The organism is Pseudomonas sp. LjRoot277 (genome assembly GCF_964253845.1).
Taxonomy (GTDB): domain Bacteria; phylum Pseudomonadota; class Gammaproteobacteria; order Pseudomonadales; family Pseudomonadaceae; genus Aquipseudomonas.
The window spans coordinates 5,433,212-5,449,602 of the sequence record NZ_CAXURI020000001.1 but is presented as its reverse complement, the minus strand read 5'-3'; the positions used below and the strand labels follow the sequence as shown (position 1 = coordinate 5,449,602).

The following is a 16,391-nucleotide window of genomic DNA, read 5'->3' as shown; positions in this document are numbered from 1 at the left end:
CCACGGTTGCCCCGGCGCCCGCTGTCGGGCTGAGGCATTGAGTTATCAGGATGGGAGTCCAACATGTCGATGTCCAACCAGGGCCCAATGGCTCAGTCATTGCTCGACGCCGTCGCCAGCCTCGCGCGTAATCCACGACTGATTAAACAACCGGGTGGTGTAATACCGGTGACCCGGGACGATTTGTACGAGCTGTTATTCGTCGACCCGCAGGTCAGTGCCGAGCCTCGGACCACTCATGTGGCGCAGGCGATCGCCAGCGTCCAGCAGTACATCAATAGCGTATACAACGGCATGGAACCGGGTTATTCCGAGGCGCGTTTCGACCCTGAAGATGTGGAGTACTGGCAGAACATCGAAAGTCGCTTTGATATCTGGGCCGCCAATCAAATGGTCGAGGATTACCCGGAAAATTTTATCGATCCCTCGTTGCGGATCAAACGAACGAGTTTGTTCAAAACCCTTGAAAGCAACCTGAGCCAGACGAGGCTCACCGAAGATTCCGTGCACAGCGCGATCAAGGAGTATTTGCGTGCCTTCCAGGAAACCTGTGACCTGGAGGTGCTCAGCGGTTATATCGACCGCAGCGCCTTCAAGGACGCCACGTATTATTTCATCGGCAGGGAGCGCACTCCGCCTTACCGGTATTTCTGGCGTAAGGCGCGGATCGATGTCACTGACAACCCGAGCTATGTCAACCCGACGGCCTGGGGCGAGTGGCAAGCGATCGATATTCCGTTGACTGGAACGATGCTGGATATTCGTCCGGTGTTCTGGAGGGGGCGTCTGTCCGTGGTCTGGGCCACCTGGGTCGAGGCGCTGACTAACGATGAAGGTCAGCAGGTGAAGCCGGCGCGGCTGGACGTGCTGGCGTCTTTCGTGACGATCAGTGGGCAATGGTCCGCTCCGGTGACTTTGCACCAGTCGAAGTACGACAAGGACTTTGAACCGTTAACGGGGCGTCTGGTGGCGGTGGTGTTTGCTGAGCAACGCGGCGCGGATGACAAACTGGCGGTGTGTTTCACCGGCGTCTCGTCGATGGGCGAGGATGACGATGGCAAGCCTTCCATCTACGAGATCCGTGACACGCTGTTTCGCAAGCGGCCGAACGAAATGGCCGCCCTGTTGGAGTTGGCGCATGTACGGTTCAAGGACCGCGATACGTTGCAGTACACCGTCATGCCACAGGAGCGAATTGTGTTGACGGTGGACAGTAAAACCCAAGAGCAGGGAGGCCTGAATGCGTACCTCAAGCTGGAGGCGACCGTTGCGCGAGAGTCGGTTGCTGGCACGTTGAAGGACGTCCTGCGGGTGCGGGGAACCTGCGACAAGAACCTTGGCGGGGTCGAGGCGACGTTCAAACTTGAATTCACCGCCGCGACAGAAGAAGACCAGAAGGAATGGACAGGCAAGCTCAAGATCGACGGAAATCTGCGCACACCGTGGATGGAAATCAAACGCGATATTGGTTTATTACCGATCGGAGTGGCGATTCCTTTTGTGTTTGGGGCCGAGGGGCACGGTCGCAACGCTTTCGAGGTGAAGCTTTCCTCATCACCGCAAATGTATGAGGTGCCAAAACTCCATCGAAGCACCGACTCGGCGGCGCAGTTTCTGGACTTCAATAATGCGATCGACGGGCAAAAATTGCGTTATACCCGCCTGAATACGCTGATCGGCCCGCAACTGGTGGCCCGGGCGGATATTTCCGTGGCGGCGGTACTGGACTGGACGACCCAGCATTTGCCAGAACCCGCGCTGCCCAATGGTGCCGTAGAAATCAATGGCCCCTTCGACGGCAGCAATGGGCTGTACTTCTGGGAGTTGTTTTTTCACCTGGTGCACCTGGTCACCCGTCGCCTGCGCGATGAAGGGCGTTTTCTTGAGGCTCAGCGCTGGAGTCATTACCTGTTCGATCCGCAGTTGAAGGCGCAGTCTTTTGCGGACATCGAACTCGGTGTTCCGGACGCCCCCGACTACTGGCGCTGCCGGCCGCTCAACCTGCCTGGCGACATTGCCCATGAACTGGCCTTGCCCAATGACCCGGACGCCATTGCCTATGCCAGGCCCAGGCACTACCAGATTGCCTTGTTCATGGGGTATGTACGCACGCTGATCGAATGGGGCGACTGGTTGTACCGGCAGTTGACCCGCGACAGTCTGGCGGCGGCGCAATTGCATTACTTGCGTGCGCAGTCGCTGATGGGCGAAGCCCCTGAGTTTGGTACGGCCAACGATTGGGTGCCCAAACCCATCGAAGATCTGATTCGCGAACTGGGCGAACGTCAGACATTGAGGGAGTTCGAGCAAACATTCGTGCTGTCGGCGGACGCCTGGCCCCAGGGCACGACCACTCGACCCCGACTGGAGATGCTGGGGGTCAAAGTCTTTCGGGCACCGCTTAATCAGGAGTGGCTGAATACTTACCGTGAAATCAGTCAACGAATGTTCAACCTGCGTCATTACCTGACGCTGGATGGGAAACCGTTGTCCCTGCCCCTTTACGCGCCGCCAGCAGACCCTCAGGAATTGTTACGGGCACAAGCGGCCGGCACCGAAGGTCTGGCGCGACGGATGGGGGGGCAACTGGTGGTGCCGCCGCATCGGTTCAACACGATGCTGGCAATGGCCTTGCGTGCCCTGGAAATCCATGCGCGTTTTGGCGAGCAATTGCGCCTTCATATGGAGCAGCGTGATCGCGGTCAGCAGGAGGAATTGCAACAGAGCCATTTGATCGAGTTGGGTGCCTTTGCCGAAAATGTTCAGAAGGAAACCATCAGCCAGTTGCAAGAGGCCAGGAATGCGTTGTTGCAAACCCGGGGGCAGGTGCAGGCACGCATGGAGCACTACGAGCAGTTATCCAGCGAGAATGTGTCGGTGGCCGAATACCAGGTCATGGATCAAATACTGGCTGGCAAAATATTTGCTGCCACGAGTACCGGGTTGATGGGCGTGGGCGCCATTATCGATACATTTCCCAATGTCTTCGGTGTGGCCAATGGCGGTCATCAGGTTGGCAGCCCCTTTCGTGCTTTAGGTTACGGGATGCAAGTGATCTCGGAAGGCTTGCTCATGGACGCCGACCGCATGGCCAGCTCCGAACACTACCGGCGTCGCCAGCAAGACTGGAACTTCAACAGCCAGCAGGCCAGGCTTGAACTGCAGGCGATGGATCAGCAACTGGTGGCTCAAGACCACTCCATCAGCGCGGCCACGGCCAGCCTGCGCCAAACCGAAACCGCGAGTGCCCAGGCTCAGGCGCTTTACACGTTTTACAAACAGGAGCGCTTGACCACGGTCGAACTCAGCTCCTGGATGCTGGGCCAGATGAAGAACCTCTGTTTTCCGGCCCATGATGCGGTGATCTCACTGTGTCAGACCGTTGAAACCTGCATGCGCTACGAAACCGGCGACTATGACACCAAGTCCTTCATTCGCCCGGAAGTGTGGATGGAGAAGTACCACGGCCTGACGGCGGCCGAGTCGCTGAAACTGGACTTGCTGTTGCTGGAAAGCGAGTACCTCAAACGGCACGAACGGCGGCTGGAGCTGGTCAAGACGGTGTCGTTGCGACAGCTGTTCGACAATCCGGCTCATGCGCCGGATCAGGACTATGGCTGTTGGCGGGAGGCCCTGGCGGTATTTGACCCCATCGACGGGTCGGGCAGCCTGAACTTCAACCTCACCCAAAAGCTGTTCGACCTCGATTACCCCGGGCATTACTGCCGGCAGATCATTTCGGTCAGCGTTTCGTTGCCGGTACTGGTGGGGCCTTACCAGGACGTGCGAGCGATTCTGGTGCAGCGTGGAAGCCATACGTTGACCAAACCACTGTTTTCAGCCGTGCAGTTCATGCACGGGGTGAAGGACAGCGCGGCGGGGCCGGATATCAAGATCAACGTGCGCAACAGCCAACAGATTTGCGTTTCCACCGGCCTGGACGATAACGGCATGGTCGACATGGCGGCCGACGACCGTTACCTGCCCTTCGAAGGTACCGGTGCAGTGTCGAAGTGGACGTTGAGCTTCCCCCGGCATGGCAAGGAAGAACAAGCGTCAATGCTTGCGGCTCTCAGCGACATCATTTTTACCGTCCGCTATCGGGCCAGGGATGGTGGACCGGACCTGGCACGCGAAGTGGAAACGCTGCTCGCCCCCCCGGAGTCGACGCCGTGAGTTCCAGTGAGGGGGTTTCGGTGGGTTGCACAGTCGGCGACTTTGGTTGAACACAAGGACTTGATCATCATGAATAAGAAATCCGTAAGAAAAGGCGAGAGCCTGATAGTCAATGGCAGTTTTGACAAAGATGATTGGTTTGAGGGGTGGAAAAAGGGTGCCCCCCCACACGACGCTGCCAGCCTGGAGGAACCCGATTATGAAGGGGGACGGATCTACGTCGCGCGCCTGGTCGATCAGGCAACGCTCGAGCAAAAGTTCTTTTTGCCGGGGCTGCACAGCGAGGGTGTGACTCATGTATTGAGCTTTCTGTATCAAAGTAAGGGAGCAAGCGGCTTTTTCCGAATCGCCCGCGATGATGTATGGGGAGAGAACATTGAACTGCCGGTCGGGACCGTGGTGGCGTCAGACGACCCGCCGAACGAGATCCTGTCGATAGAAGATCCTCTGGATTTCATTCCCACGTATCGCGAGTACGTGGTTGACCTTCAGCCTGATGACTGCAACAAGTCACTTGCTGTGCTTTTTGGTTTTCCGAACGGAAGCGAGCCCGCCGGAATGAGCTTTACTCGTGTGCACTTCGGGATTGTACTAGAGCCTTTGAAGCTGCTTCATGTGCAGGTCGATGAGCAGGTGCACGCCGATGGAACCGTTTATCTGTGCCGGGGAGCCACTGAAAACGGGGCGCACACGCTGACGTTCCAGGAGGCGGCTGGCGGGGCGTGGCAAGGCTCCGAAGTTGCCTTGTCGATGGCTGACGAAAACGAGGACCTTGACCCAAATGTGGTCATTGACCCCAAACTGGGTCAATTGCAGATGCTGGAAAACCCTTGGTCATTCAGTATCTCGGGCACTGCATCTGTGCGTGAGCTTGAACTGATGATTGTCAGCAAGTGGGATGCTGAACCCTGTCCTTTGACACTGTCGATCGGCGATCACCGCGTCGCATTGGCAGACTGCAAAAACGGTGATTTCGATCCGATCGTCAATAAGCAGTCAGTCCGTCTGACAGGCACGGTGAAATCGTTTTACACCGACCTCCCCCTTGTGGATCGCCAGGTTGTCTGGTTGCTGGAAGGTGAGTCGAAAGTCACCCACACCGACAGCTCCGGTGGTGTCGGCGTTGAATACTCGCCTGCGGTAGCCGGCCTGCAACAGGTCAACATTGCTATTGATAGCCTCTATTACACGTCCGGCGTGTTGAGTAAAACGCTGGAAGTCAAAGTGCTGGCGGCTGATCCGTTTGACTCTGCACAGGTGGCTTTTGAGGGCGGAGCACAATCGTCCTGGGGTAGCAGGGCCGGCTATCCCCACCGCGGGGGAAAGTCCACCGTCCGCGTGAGTGCGTCCCCGGGCAGCGAGCTGCCTGACTATCCGTTGATGTTGATCTGGAAAGGTGAATCGGCCGAGTCGCTCGGCATCACTGTGTATCCACCACTGAATACGCCTGTTGATTGGACAAGTGGGGAGGTCGTCTGGACACTCGATTGCACCCATGCAACGAAGGACGGCGAGTTTGAGTTGTTGTTGGCGGCAGAACGGTTGCGAGACACGTCCAGCTCCAATCGGATGTCGCTGGGGCTCAACCGGTACATTGTCGGTGATACGCGCCAGGCCAATCGCTCCCCGGTAATCGATCAAGCTGAGCGCGTGCAGGTGCTGTTGCAGCTTGTGGAACCTGGGACCCGGGAGGGCGTGGAGAACGTGGAAGTCGAATGGCAGACGCCTGGCGGTTCTGTCACGACGCTCACCGGCCAAGGGGGCTGGACGGAATTGTCCTATCAGCCGACTGCAGCTGGCCATCAGGATCTTGTCGCCACAATCCAGGTTCGCGGCGAGGAGGGAAAAACGCTTGAAGAGACATTCCCGTTCACGGCCTTGGCGACGAACCCCTGGAAGGCCGAGGTTGAATGGACATTTGACAAGTCGCACGTACCCGCAGCGCTCGGTTTTGTCTGCTGGCGTGGCGAGGCCGTTATCCTGACACTTACACCCAAGTCGGGCAGCAAGTTGCTCGACGAGGATGTAACGCTGGACTGGCGGGATTCTGATCCGGGCCTGGGACTGACGTTTGACCCACCCATTGGCGTGCCAAAAAAGCTCACCTCTGCCGGACTGAAATGGGAGATCACGGGCGGCGCAACGAAGAGCGGCAGGTTCGAGTTGAAGCTGAGCACTGGGTTGATCATTCAGAACCTGGAGCTGTCTGGCCGATTGATCTCCAGAAATCTTGCCGATGAGGGCCGCGTCTCGCTGGATACAACCCCGGTGCTTTCCGCTGTGTCGTCGTACCCGTGCCTGGGGGCGAATCATGCATTCTCATTCCTGCCCAATCCATTGGGACCGCTGTCCGGTTTATCGATGGAACTCGTCTGGAACGGCATACCGGCTGAGCAACTGAACGTGATCGTCAGGCCTGCTGTGGGCGCTGGTGTCGAGATCGTATCGGGCGGGGCACAATGGTCGCTCGATTGCTCTAACAGCCAGCATGCAGGCGACTTCTCACTGCAGTTGACGTTGCCGCAACTGGCTATGACCTCGACATCGATGGCCATGTCGCTGGGGCACAACCGGCTGGAAATCATCGGCCAGCGTGAGGCGACGATCAGACCGGTGCTGGCGGAGAATGAAAGTGCCAGGGTGTGGGTTCAAGTGGGCTCGTTTTACACAAAAGCCCCCGTGGCGAATATTCCTGTGAGCTGGAAAGGAAAGGAAGATGCGCAAGCGTTGATCGTGCCCACTCGGGGGGACGGCTGGTCATCCTATGCCTATCAACCGAAGACCACAGGCGCGGCTGAGGTCAAGGCTGAGGTAAAAAGCCCTTACACGGGGCAATCATCATCGGCTTCCCTGGAGGTTGACGCGTTGCCGACAAGCCCGTGGCTGGGCGTGGTCTTTTACCGAACCCCCGAATCGGGTAACAAACTTGGGGAAAAAACGGCGTTTCCACGTCGCGCTAACAATTATTCGTACAGCATTGCGTGTACAACGGTCGACAATCCACTCATGGATACCCTTGTGAGGTTGGGCTGGGCGGGGACATTGCCGAACGACCTGAGCGTAACCGTGGCACCGGTGCTGGGGGATAAACGGCCGATGGGCATGGCTGGGCTGGCATGGGGCGTTGAATGTGGAAATATAAAGGACGGAAGTTTTAGTTGGTTTGCCGAGGCTGACATTCTGCTTAAGCTGTCGCCACGGCAGCCGTTTTCATTGGGCATCCTGTATGACTGACTCACGCCCTCGATTCTAGAGCCTAGAATGCTCCCGCTTTTTTCCAGGCCAGATAGCGCGTCACAATTTGGCTACCCAGCTCCCTGGGCCGAGCATCCACCACCGACACTCCATGAGCACTCAACCGCTCATGGAGTTCAGCCCGTTCATTCAAATAATCCACCGTCCCGCAATAGGCCAGCGCCTCCGGCAAGGTTTGCACCGGCGTGTGCCGCAGCGTGTCGAGCACGTCTTCGCGCAGGCTGGCCACCAGCACTCGATGTTGTTTGCTCAGGCGTTTGACGGCGGTCAGCAGTTCTTCATCGTCTTCATCCCGCAAGTTAGTTACCAGCACCACCAGCGCCCGGCGTTTTTGGCGGGCCAGCAGTTGGCTGGCGGCGGCTTGGTAATCAGCGGGGCGTTGGGTGCTGTTGAGGTCGTAGACGGTGTTGAGCAGGACCTTGAGTTGATCGGTGCCTTTGACCGGGGCGAGGTAATGCGGTCGGTCGCAGGCGAAGGTGCTCAGGCCTACCGCATCGCCTTGGCGCAGGGCGACGTAGCTGAGCAACAGGCAGGCATTCAGTGCGTGATCGAAATGGGCGAGCTCGTCATCCTGGCTGCGCATGCGGCGGCCGCAGTCGAGCATGAAAATGATTTGCTGGTCGCGCTCGTCCTGATACTCCCGCGCAATCGGTGTGCGCTGACGGGCGGTGGCTTTCCAGTCGATCTGGCGCAGGCTGTCGCCTTCACGAAATTCACGCAGCTGATGAAACTCCATACCCAGACCGCGTCGTTGGCGTTGGCGCACGCCGAGTTGGCTCAGCCAGTTGTCCACCGCCAATAGTTGGCCGCCGTAGAGGCGAGCGAAGTCGGGATAGACACGGGTGTTGTCGGCCACGTTGAGCAGGCGTTTGTCGGACCATAGACCCAATGGGCTCGGCAGGTTGACTTCGCAGTGTTCGAAGGTGAAATGACCGCGCTTGAGCGGGCGCAGGCGATAGCCGATCTCGCTGTGCTGGCCGGGTTGCAATTCGACCGACAGGGGCAGGTTTTCGAAGCTCAGACCTTCCGGTACATGGTCGAAAATCTGTACGGTCAGTGGTTGTTCAAAATCATGCTTGATCTCCAGTCGCACTTCACCCCATCGACCGAGTGCAAGGCTACCGGGCATTTGTCGTTGGAGGCGGGGCGAGGGCAGTCGTTTGAGACGGACACCGTCGAGTACTGCCAAGGCCAGCAGCGCCAGCAGCAATCCCCAGTTGATCGACAACAGGCTCGAGGGAACCGCGAATTCCAATGCCCGCAACGCGCCCAGCACGATGCCGATGGCCAGCAGCAATGCGAGCCAGATCAGCAGCAGGCGCGAGGGTTTCACAGGCGTGGCGCCGGCACTTGATCGAGCAGTTGCTTGAGTACTTGATCGACGTCCAGCCCTTCGATGTCCAGCTCCGGGGCGATTCGCACGCGATGACGCAACACCGCCAATGCGCAGCCTTTGATGTCATCCGGAATCACAAACTCGCCACCGCGCAACAAGGCTCGGGCCCGAGCGCAACGCACCAGGGCAATGGAGGCCCGAGGCCCGGCGCCGAGGATCAGGCCCGGCCAGTTGCGGGTGGTGCGGGCCAGGCGCACCGCATAGTCGAGCACCTGATCGTCCAGCGGCAGATCGCTGGCAATGCGTTGCAAGGCCAACACGTCCTTGGCTTGCAACACGGTGCGCAGCGGTTGCACATCGAGCATGTCGGCACGGGTCGAGCGGCTGACCTGGCGGACCATGTTCAGCTCCTGATCGGCGTCGGGGTAGTCCATGCGCACCTTGAGCATGAAGCGATCAAGCTCGGCTTCCGGCAGCGGGTAAGTGCCTTCCTGTTCGATGGGGTTTTGTGTGGCGAGCACCATGAACGGTTGCACGATGGGCAGGGCACGGCCTTCGAGGGTGACTTGCCGTTCCTGCATGGCTTCGAGCAGCGCGGCCTGGGTTTTCGCCGGGGCGCGGTTGATCTCGTCGGCCAGCAAAAGGTTGGTGAACAACGGACCTTTGCGCAGTTTGAATTGCTCGGTTTGCATGTCGTACACCGCGTGCCCGGTGACGTCGCTGGGCATCAGGTCCGGGGTGAACTGGATGCGTGCGAACTCGCCGCCGAAGCAGCGGGCGAGGGCGCGCACCAACAGTGTCTTGCCCAGCCCCGGCACGCCTTCGAGCAGTACGTGGCCGCCGGCAATCAGCGCGGTGAGGACGTCGTCGATCACGGTGTTTTGGCCGATCACGGCTTTCTGTAATTCGGTCCGTACCGCTTGGGCCAGTTGGCTGGCGCGCTGGCGTTGCTGCGTAGCGTGGCTCAGTGTGCCGGGCTCGATCTGTTCACTCATAAGGCGTTCCTCAAGGTTTGCAGGTGGGCGACCTGACGGCTGAATTCAGCGCTGGACAGCCGCTGTTTCGGTCGCGGGCTCATGGCCTGGCTGATAGCGCGTGTGGGTTGGCCGGTCAGGCGTGCGAGCACCAGCCATTGTTCGGCAACGCCGAGTTGTTCGAAACCGGGATGACGGCGCCGCACACGCCTCAAGATGTCGTGCTGCAAGGCTTGCACCAGGTGCTGCTGACCGTTTCGGCGCAACATGAAATCGGCGCTGGCGCGCAGGTGTTCCTGAAGTTGCCGGCGGGCCCTTGGGGCCGGTTCCAGCAGCGGACCCTGGCGCACGCCGACGTGCCAGAAGCCAAGACCGATCAGGGCAAAAAGGGCGACCAATGCTTGGGGGAAATAGCGCAGGAGCAAGGTCAGCAGATTGTCGTGATCGGTATTGAACAGCAGGGTCACGTTCGTGTCCGCGGTCAGGTACCAGAGCAGCCAGGCGTTGTCGTACTGGTCGATGGCCGGGGTTTTCCACAGGTCGGCGTCGGTGACCACGGTGATCGAACCGAGCCCGTGATTGAGCTGCATCATGTGCGTGGCCTTGCCGCTGTTGGCCCAGGCCTGGGCGAGGTTTTTCGGGTCTTCGAGATGGAATGCGGTATCGAAACTGGCGTAGGCCGGCGCGTCTTCGTCTTCCAGATACAGCTTGGTCAGCTTGGGATAAGGATCGTCGTCGATAGCGGGCGGCGGGTCCTTGAGATCTTTGCTCAGCGACTGGTGCAGTTGCACCCGGTCGAGCAACAGGTCATTGCTTTGGCCGGTCTTTTCATCCCACAACGACTGGGCCACAAACAAAAGACGCCCACCGGCCCGGGTCCAGTTCAACAGCTGATCGATCTGGCGCGGGGTCATGTTGTACCGGTCCCCGAGCAACAACAGACTGTGCTGATGCGGCTCCAGGGTGGGCAGGATGTCGAGGCTATTGGCGTGGCTGACGGTCAGGCCCTGCTTGCTCAGAAAATGCTCGGCAGCGAGGTACGGATTGGCCTGGGCTTCGGGCGAGGGGCCGTGATCGATGTCTGCCTGATAGGGCGTCGCCTTGACGTACAGATAAACACTCAGCGCGATCACTAGCACGGCAATGAACACGCCGATCGCCAGCCAGCGTTGCCGGTTCAACGCAACGCTCCCGGGGCGAACAGGGCTCGCCAGCCGTCACAGAGTTCCTGTTGCAAATGCTCGGGAGGCAGGCGATGCCCGTAGGCCATGTTCTGCCAGTGCCCGGTCAGGTTTTGACTGAAGGCCAGCAAGGCAGGTTGTTGCAGGTGTTCGATGCGCTGCAGGACCTGGCCTTCGGTGTCGGCGGGTTTCAGCGCCATGTTGAAGTCGTGCAGCAAGTGGCTGAGCAGACCGCGATAGAGCAATCCGAGGGCCTCGCGAGGGTGGGTTTGCCAGAGGCGTTCGGCGCTGGCGGCGATGTCGGCAGGCAGGGTTTCGCGGTTGAGGTCCAGGCCGAAAGCCTGTTGCGGTAACGGCCGCGCGACCTTGCTGTTCAAGATCGGTCGACGGCTGACGAAGGCTTGCAACCCGTCACGGTAATGCCAGATCAATAAACCAATGGCACCGATTAACACCCCCCACAGCACGATCTCAATCAGAGAGGCCACGGTGCCGAAGTGTTGGTTGTCCAGCAGCTTGAGCAGTGCCTCCAGCCATTCGGTTGTTGGGTCATCGTCCGCCGTGTCGGTGGCGGGTTTGTCCTCGCCAAACCGATAGCGCGTGACCGATTCCTTGTTCTTGAACGGAGGCTGATCGAGGATCGCCTTGATGCTGTCCCGGGACGCTTGACTGGTTAACGGCTGGTCCAGCAGACGCGGGCTGTCGGGTGAAATGACCGGCTCGGCGGCCCAGACGGTTTGCGCCGTCGGCATCAACAGGAACGCCGCCAGCAGCAGGGTGACAGCGGCGCTGCTCAAGCGTTGGCGCATGCGGCGGAACACCAGCTCGATATCCCAGGACTCCAGCACCGTGCGTCGATTCAGATAAAGGCTGAAACCGCAGGCGACATAAACCGGTTCCCAGACAATGAGCACCAGTGCGTAAAAGGCATTGGTCAGGTGTTCCAGCCATCGCCAGTCCTGTGTGGCGGCGGTGATCAAGGTCTGCCAGTTCCAGTCGAGTTCGACCTGTTGCGGCAAGAACAGGTAGAACAGCACCATCAGGCCGATCCATAACGCGCTTTCCAGGTGTACGCCGATGATGGTCAGCCATCGCGCGGCACCGGCGTTGCGCTGCAACAGCACCTGCAAGCGCTGTTGTCGTGGCTGCCCACTCAGCCCTTCGAGTTGCACCACCGGCATGAGGAAACTGCGACTCAGGCTCAGGCGTCGCCAGGTCAGACTCGCCAGCAGTTGCGGTTTGAGCAACTGCGGAAACTGGCGCAGCGCCTGCTTCAGCGTGGGCGTTTCGCCAAACATGGCTTTGGACAGTATGTACAGCGGCAGGCGGTCGAACACCGGTTTCAGCCACCAGAAGATGAACACGGCGAGGGAGGGCGAATCCCACAGCACCCAGCTGAGCAGGGCGAAAATCGGCAAGGTCACGATGGCCCAACTGGTCATCAGCAGGCGCCGATGTCGCTGGCTCAGCAGGATGCCCAGGTCCATGGCTTCCCAGGTTGTGCGCGGGCGGATGACAACCGTGGCGTCACTCAGGCGCATGGCGGGTCCGTCCGGCAAACAGCAGATAAGTCGCCACCAACAACCAGAGCGCTGCACCGACCAGGTATTTGGTCATTGGCGCGACCCCTGTCGTGGACGACCAATAAGCTTCGATAAACGCCGCAATCAGCAGAAACAGCATGACCCCGCAAATCAGCAGCACGCTCTTGCGTGCCGCCAATCGCAGGGCTTCGGAGCGGGGCAGGCGTCCCGGCGCGATCAATGCCCAACCCAGTTGCAGGCCGGCGGCACCGGCCAGGGCGATAGCACTCAGTTCGAAGGCGCCGTGACCAACCACGAATGACCAGAAGGTTTGCCCGTAGCCGATGTGCGTCAGGTGCCCGGCCACCGCACCAATCATCAAACCGTTGAAGAACAGGAAAAACGCACTGCCCAGGCCAAACAGCAAACCGCTGGCGAAGGTCTGAAAGGCGATGCCGATGTTGTGCATGATGTAGTAACCGAACATCACCCAGTCTTCACTGGCCGCCCGTTCTGCCGAGCGCCCCAGGTGACCGGCCTCGGGGTCGTACATGCCTTGCATCTCGCTGACCTGCTCGGCCGGGATCAGGTTGTAGACCAGGTCGGGGAACAGGTACACCAGCAGAGCGATGCCGATCAGGCTGCCAAAAAACATCAGGCCGGCGGCGAGCACGAAGCGCCACTGTTCGCGCACCAGTCGCGGGAAGTCAGCCAGGATGAAGCCCAGCACGTTGGCACCCAGTCGACTGCGGTGGCGATAAAGCTGTTGATGCCCGCGCAGCACTTGTTGCTGTAACGAGTCGATCAGAAAGCTGCTGTAACCACGTTCCTGGGCCAGCGCCAGATGCTGGCAGAGACGACGGTAAGCGCTGGGGAAACCGGCGACTCGCTGTGCTTCCTTGCCTTGCTCCAGCTGTTCAAGCACGAGGGTAAATTGCTCCCATTCGGCCTTGTGGCGAGTTTCGAAAAGGCTTTGCTTCATGTGGGGCCCAACAAGCCGCGGGCGATGCCATTGAGTTCGTCCACGGCCCCTGGCGCCGACACCTGCAACGGTTGCGCGAGTATGGCCGCCAGCTCTTTGACCCGTGCTTCAGAGAGTTCACCCTGACGCTCGGCAAACCCGAGGATGGCGCGTTGTTCGGTCAGCGTCAGCGCAAAGGCCGGGCGTCGGGGCTGAGCGGTGGGCAGTTGCGGTCGGGTGAGCGGTTGTTCGCGGTAGATCACCAGCGTGCCGGCAGCCAGATCGCCGAGGCGCTTGAAGGTGGGATGTTGCAGGCAACTGATGGCCCCGAGGAAATAGCCGAACGGCAGCATGTCGACAAATCGCAGCAGGTTGCGCAGCAGCGAAGCCGACCAGCCGATCGGCGTGCCATCGTCCTGCACCACCCGCAGGCCCATCCATTGCTTACCGGGCGAACGCCCCTGATTGAGCACTTCGAACAGCACCATGTACCACCAGCTCACCACGAACAGCAGAATCGAACCGAGCCCTGCGCCGAGTTTCCCGAGGAACGCCAGGACAATAAACAGCAGGCCAACGATCAGCCCGCGCAACCCGAGATCGATGGAGAACGCCAGCGCACGAACCATCAACCCGGCCGGGCGCAGTGGCAAGTCGATGCCTTCCGGCGTTTCGACTTGATACCGCGTATCCAGTGGCGGGGACAGCGTCGCTTTCCTTGGCAGTGCTGTGGTCTCGAGCATGGGCAACCTTGATGTGGCCTGTTCGGGATTCGATGTCCGTCCGATGCTAGCAGCCTCTCGGGGGAAAACGACATAACTATGTATTGCACGGTAAGAGGCTTGAGGTGATTGAATGACGAGATTACTGGCCGGAGCGGGATGTGAACGCCTAGACTTCGCCGATCTTCAGTTCAGGAATAGCCCGTGACCTCTATCTTCTGGTACGACTATGAAACCACTGGCATCAACCCCCGTTGCGACCGTCCGCTGCAAATGGCGGGGATTCGTACTGACTTCGATCTCAATGAAATAGACGAGCCGGTCAACCTTTACTGCCAGCCCAGTGAAGACATCCTGCCCCATCCGGCAGCCTGCGTGATCACGGGTATTACGCCCGGTCGACTGGCCGAGCAAGGCTTGAGCGAAGCCGATTTCATGACGCGGGTGCATGCCCAACTCGCTGCGCCCGGCACGTGCGGGGCGGGGTACAACACGCTGCGTTTCGATGACGAGATGACCCGTTACAGTCTTTACCGAAACTTTTTCGACCCTTATGCGCGAGAGTGGCAGGGTGGTAATAGCCGCTGGGACCTGATCGATGTGGTGCGTGCCGCGTATGCCTTGCGCCCTGACGGCATCGTTTGGCCGACGGACGACGAGGGGCGGATAACGCTCAAACTCGAACGCCTGACCGCCGCCAATGGCATTGATCACGGAAATGCTCACGAAGCGCTATCGGACGTTCGCGCCACCATCGCCCTGGCGCGTCTGATCCGGGAAAAGCAGCCGAAGTTGTTTGACTGGTTGTTTCAGTTACGCGGTAAACAAAAGGTGATGGATCAGATTCGTCTGTTGCAGCCGATGGTGCACATCTCCGGGCGCTTTTCAGCGGCGCGCAATTATGTCGGTGTGGTGCTGCCTTTGGCCTGGCACCCGCGCAACAAGAACGCCTTGATTGTCTGTGATCTGCATCTGGACCCTCAGGGCTTGCTCGATCTTGATGCCGACACCTTGCGCCAACGGCTGTATACCCGCCGCGATGACTTGGCCGAGGGCGAGTTGCCGGTGCCGCTCAAACTTATCCACATCAATAAATGCCCGGTGGTGGCACCGTTGTCGGTACTTCGCTCTGAAGATCAGCAACGTTTGGGGCTGGATATGTCGCTCTACCAAGAGCGCGCGCTGCGGCTAAGTGACGCACAAACAGTTTGGCGAGATAAAGTTCAGGCGATTTACGCCAGCGAAGATTTCACCTCGAGCCAAGACCCTGAGCAACAGTTATACGATGGTTTTATCGGTGATCGGGATCGGCGTCTTTGTGAGCAAGTCAGGTCTGCCGACCCGGCTCAATTAGCGCAACAACAATGGCCTTTCGACGATGAACGATTACCTGAATTATTGTTTCGATATCGCGCACGCAACTTCCCCGATACGTTGAGTTTCGAAGAGCAAGGACGCTGGAGAATATTCTGTCAGCAACGTTTGTCAGCACCCGAGTGGGGGGCGCCAAATACGCTGGAAACTTTTGTAGAAGCCGCAGCCCAATGGAGTATTACGGCTACATCGTTTCAGCGAGAGGTGCTGAATGAATGGCAGAATTATGTCGAAGGATTACGCAAACGTTTGAGTCTTTGAAATCGAAAATGTTCGGGGCTGAATACCAGGCATAAAAAAACGCCAGCAGATGCTGGCGTTCTTTTTTGTCGCGGATGAGTCTGCGACAAGCGCTACGGCTTAGCCCAGCAGGGTAGCCCAGCCTTCAACCACGTCACCGCCCCACTTGGCTTTCCACTCTTTCAGAGTTTTGTGGTTGCCACCTTTGGTTTCGATGACTTCGCCGTTGTGCGGGTTTTTGTATTGCTTAACTTTGCGAGCACGCTTGGTGCCAGTAGTTTTTACTGCGCCGCCGCGTGGTGCTTTGGTTTTGGACTCTGGATCCAATAGCGCAATGATGTCACGCAGAGACTTGGAGTATTCGCCCATCAGGGTGCGCAGTTTGCCTTCGAATTCCAGCTCGGTTTGCAGTTTGTCGTCTTGGGACAGGTTCTTCAAACGGGCTTGCAGCTCTTTGATAGCTTCTTCGGTGGCGCGATATTCGTTGATCAAGGACATGAGGACTACCTTATGTTGGGGCGCTGGATGGCAGGTGACAGTGCGGCAATAATAGTCAGGGTGTTTCACCAAGTAAACATTTAACCGGAGTTTTATTTAAATTAGTTACGGTGAATAGGCATAAATTGCCGGTGTAGTTAAATAGTGTGAT

At 58.8% G+C, this 16,391-nt stretch carries 10 protein-coding genes; 3 read left to right on the top strand and 7 right to left on the bottom strand.

The features are described 5' to 3' along the window. Positions 1–63: 63 nt before the first annotated feature. Both ACSQ87_RS25550 and ACSQ87_RS25545 read left to right on the top strand, forming a co-directional pair. A complete protein-coding gene (locus ACSQ87_RS25550) occupies positions 64–4,176 on the top strand; it encodes a neuraminidase-like domain-containing protein (RefSeq protein ID WP_436274638.1) in 4,113 nt (1,370 codons plus the stop codon). A gap of 69 nt (positions 4,177–4,245) precedes the next feature. Continuing rightward, positions 4,246–7,410: a hypothetical protein gene (locus tag ACSQ87_RS25545; RefSeq protein WP_436274637.1), complete on the top strand. Its 3,165-nt coding sequence runs from the start codon at positions 4,246–4,248 to the stop codon at positions 7,408–7,410. 22 nt (positions 7,411–7,432) lie between these two features. Here ACSQ87_RS25545 and ACSQ87_RS25540 read toward each other — a convergent pair whose 3' ends face one another. From ACSQ87_RS25540 to ACSQ87_RS25515, 6 genes are read right to left on the bottom strand one after another with little or no spacing between them, the layout of a single operon-like run. After that, positions 7,433–8,764, bottom strand: a complete 1,332-nt coding sequence (locus tag ACSQ87_RS25540) for a DUF58 domain-containing protein (RefSeq protein WP_223430293.1) — start codon at positions 8,762–8,764, stop codon at positions 7,433–7,435. After that, positions 8,761–9,762, bottom strand: coding sequence for an AAA family ATPase (locus ACSQ87_RS25535; protein WP_436274636.1), 1,002 nt, complete (start codon positions 9,760–9,762; stop codon positions 8,761–8,763). The genes ACSQ87_RS25540 and ACSQ87_RS25535 overlap by 4 nt, the downstream gene beginning before the upstream one ends. Further along, positions 9,759–10,922, bottom strand: coding sequence for a DUF4350 domain-containing protein (locus ACSQ87_RS25530; protein ID WP_436274635.1), 1,164 nt, complete (start codon positions 10,920–10,922; stop codon positions 9,759–9,761). Before ACSQ87_RS25530 ends, ACSQ87_RS25535 begins: the two co-directional genes overlap by 4 nt. After that, positions 10,919–12,463, bottom strand: coding sequence for a DUF4129 domain-containing protein (locus ACSQ87_RS25525; protein ID WP_436274634.1), 1,545 nt, complete (start codon positions 12,461–12,463; stop codon positions 10,919–10,921). Before ACSQ87_RS25525 ends, ACSQ87_RS25530 begins: the two co-directional genes overlap by 4 nt. Next, entirely contained in the window at positions 12,450–13,427 is a 978-nt protein-coding gene (locus ACSQ87_RS25520) for a stage II sporulation protein M (protein ID WP_436274633.1), read from the bottom strand. Before ACSQ87_RS25520 ends, ACSQ87_RS25525 begins: the two co-directional genes overlap by 14 nt. Then, on the bottom strand, positions 13,424–14,149 hold the full coding sequence (locus ACSQ87_RS25515; RefSeq protein WP_223430298.1) for an RDD family protein: 726 nt from the start codon (positions 14,147–14,149) through the stop codon (positions 13,424–13,426). The genes ACSQ87_RS25520 and ACSQ87_RS25515 overlap by 4 nt, the downstream gene beginning before the upstream one ends. 183 nt (positions 14,150–14,332) lie before the next feature. Between ACSQ87_RS25515 and sbcB the strand changes: the two genes are divergently transcribed. Further along, positions 14,333–15,763 (top strand): exodeoxyribonuclease I, encoded by a 1,431-nt coding sequence (gene sbcB, locus ACSQ87_RS25510; RefSeq protein WP_223430299.1) that lies wholly within the window; start codon positions 14,333–14,335, stop codon positions 15,761–15,763. A gap of 99 nt (positions 15,764–15,862) precedes the next feature. On the opposite strand, the gene mvaT is transcribed toward sbcB, so the two are convergent. Beyond that, positions 15,863–16,240, bottom strand: coding sequence for a histone-like nucleoid-structuring protein MvaT (mvaT, locus tag ACSQ87_RS25505; protein ID WP_007933316.1), 378 nt, complete (start codon positions 16,238–16,240; stop codon positions 15,863–15,865). Positions 16,241–16,391: the final 151 nt, after the last annotated feature.

Bases quoted from the DNA above. Each gene is read 5' to 3' on its own strand.
- ACSQ87_RS25550 (WP_436274638.1), top strand. From the start codon at position 64: ATGTCGATGTCCAACCAGGGCCCAATGGCTCAGTCATTGCTCGACGCC.
- ACSQ87_RS25545 (WP_436274637.1), top strand. From the start codon at position 4,246: ATGAATAAGAAATCCGTAAGAAAAGGCGAGAGCCTGATAGTCAATGGC.
- ACSQ87_RS25535 (WP_436274636.1), bottom strand. From the start codon at position 9,762: ATGAGTGAACAGATCGAGCCCGGCACACTGAGCCACGCTACGCAGCAA.
- ACSQ87_RS25525 (WP_436274634.1), bottom strand. From the start codon at position 12,463: ATGCGCCTGAGTGACGCCACGGTTGTCATCCGCCCGCGCACAACCTGG.
- ACSQ87_RS25520 (WP_436274633.1), bottom strand. From the start codon at position 13,427: ATGAAGCAAAGCCTTTTCGAAACTCGCCACAAGGCCGAATGGGAGCAA.
- ACSQ87_RS25515 (WP_223430298.1), bottom strand. From the start codon at position 14,149: ATGCTCGAGACCACAGCACTGCCAAGGAAAGCGACGCTGTCCCCGCCA.
- mvaT (WP_007933316.1), bottom strand. From the start codon at position 16,240: ATGTCCTTGATCAACGAATATCGCGCCACCGAAGAAGCTATCAAAGAG.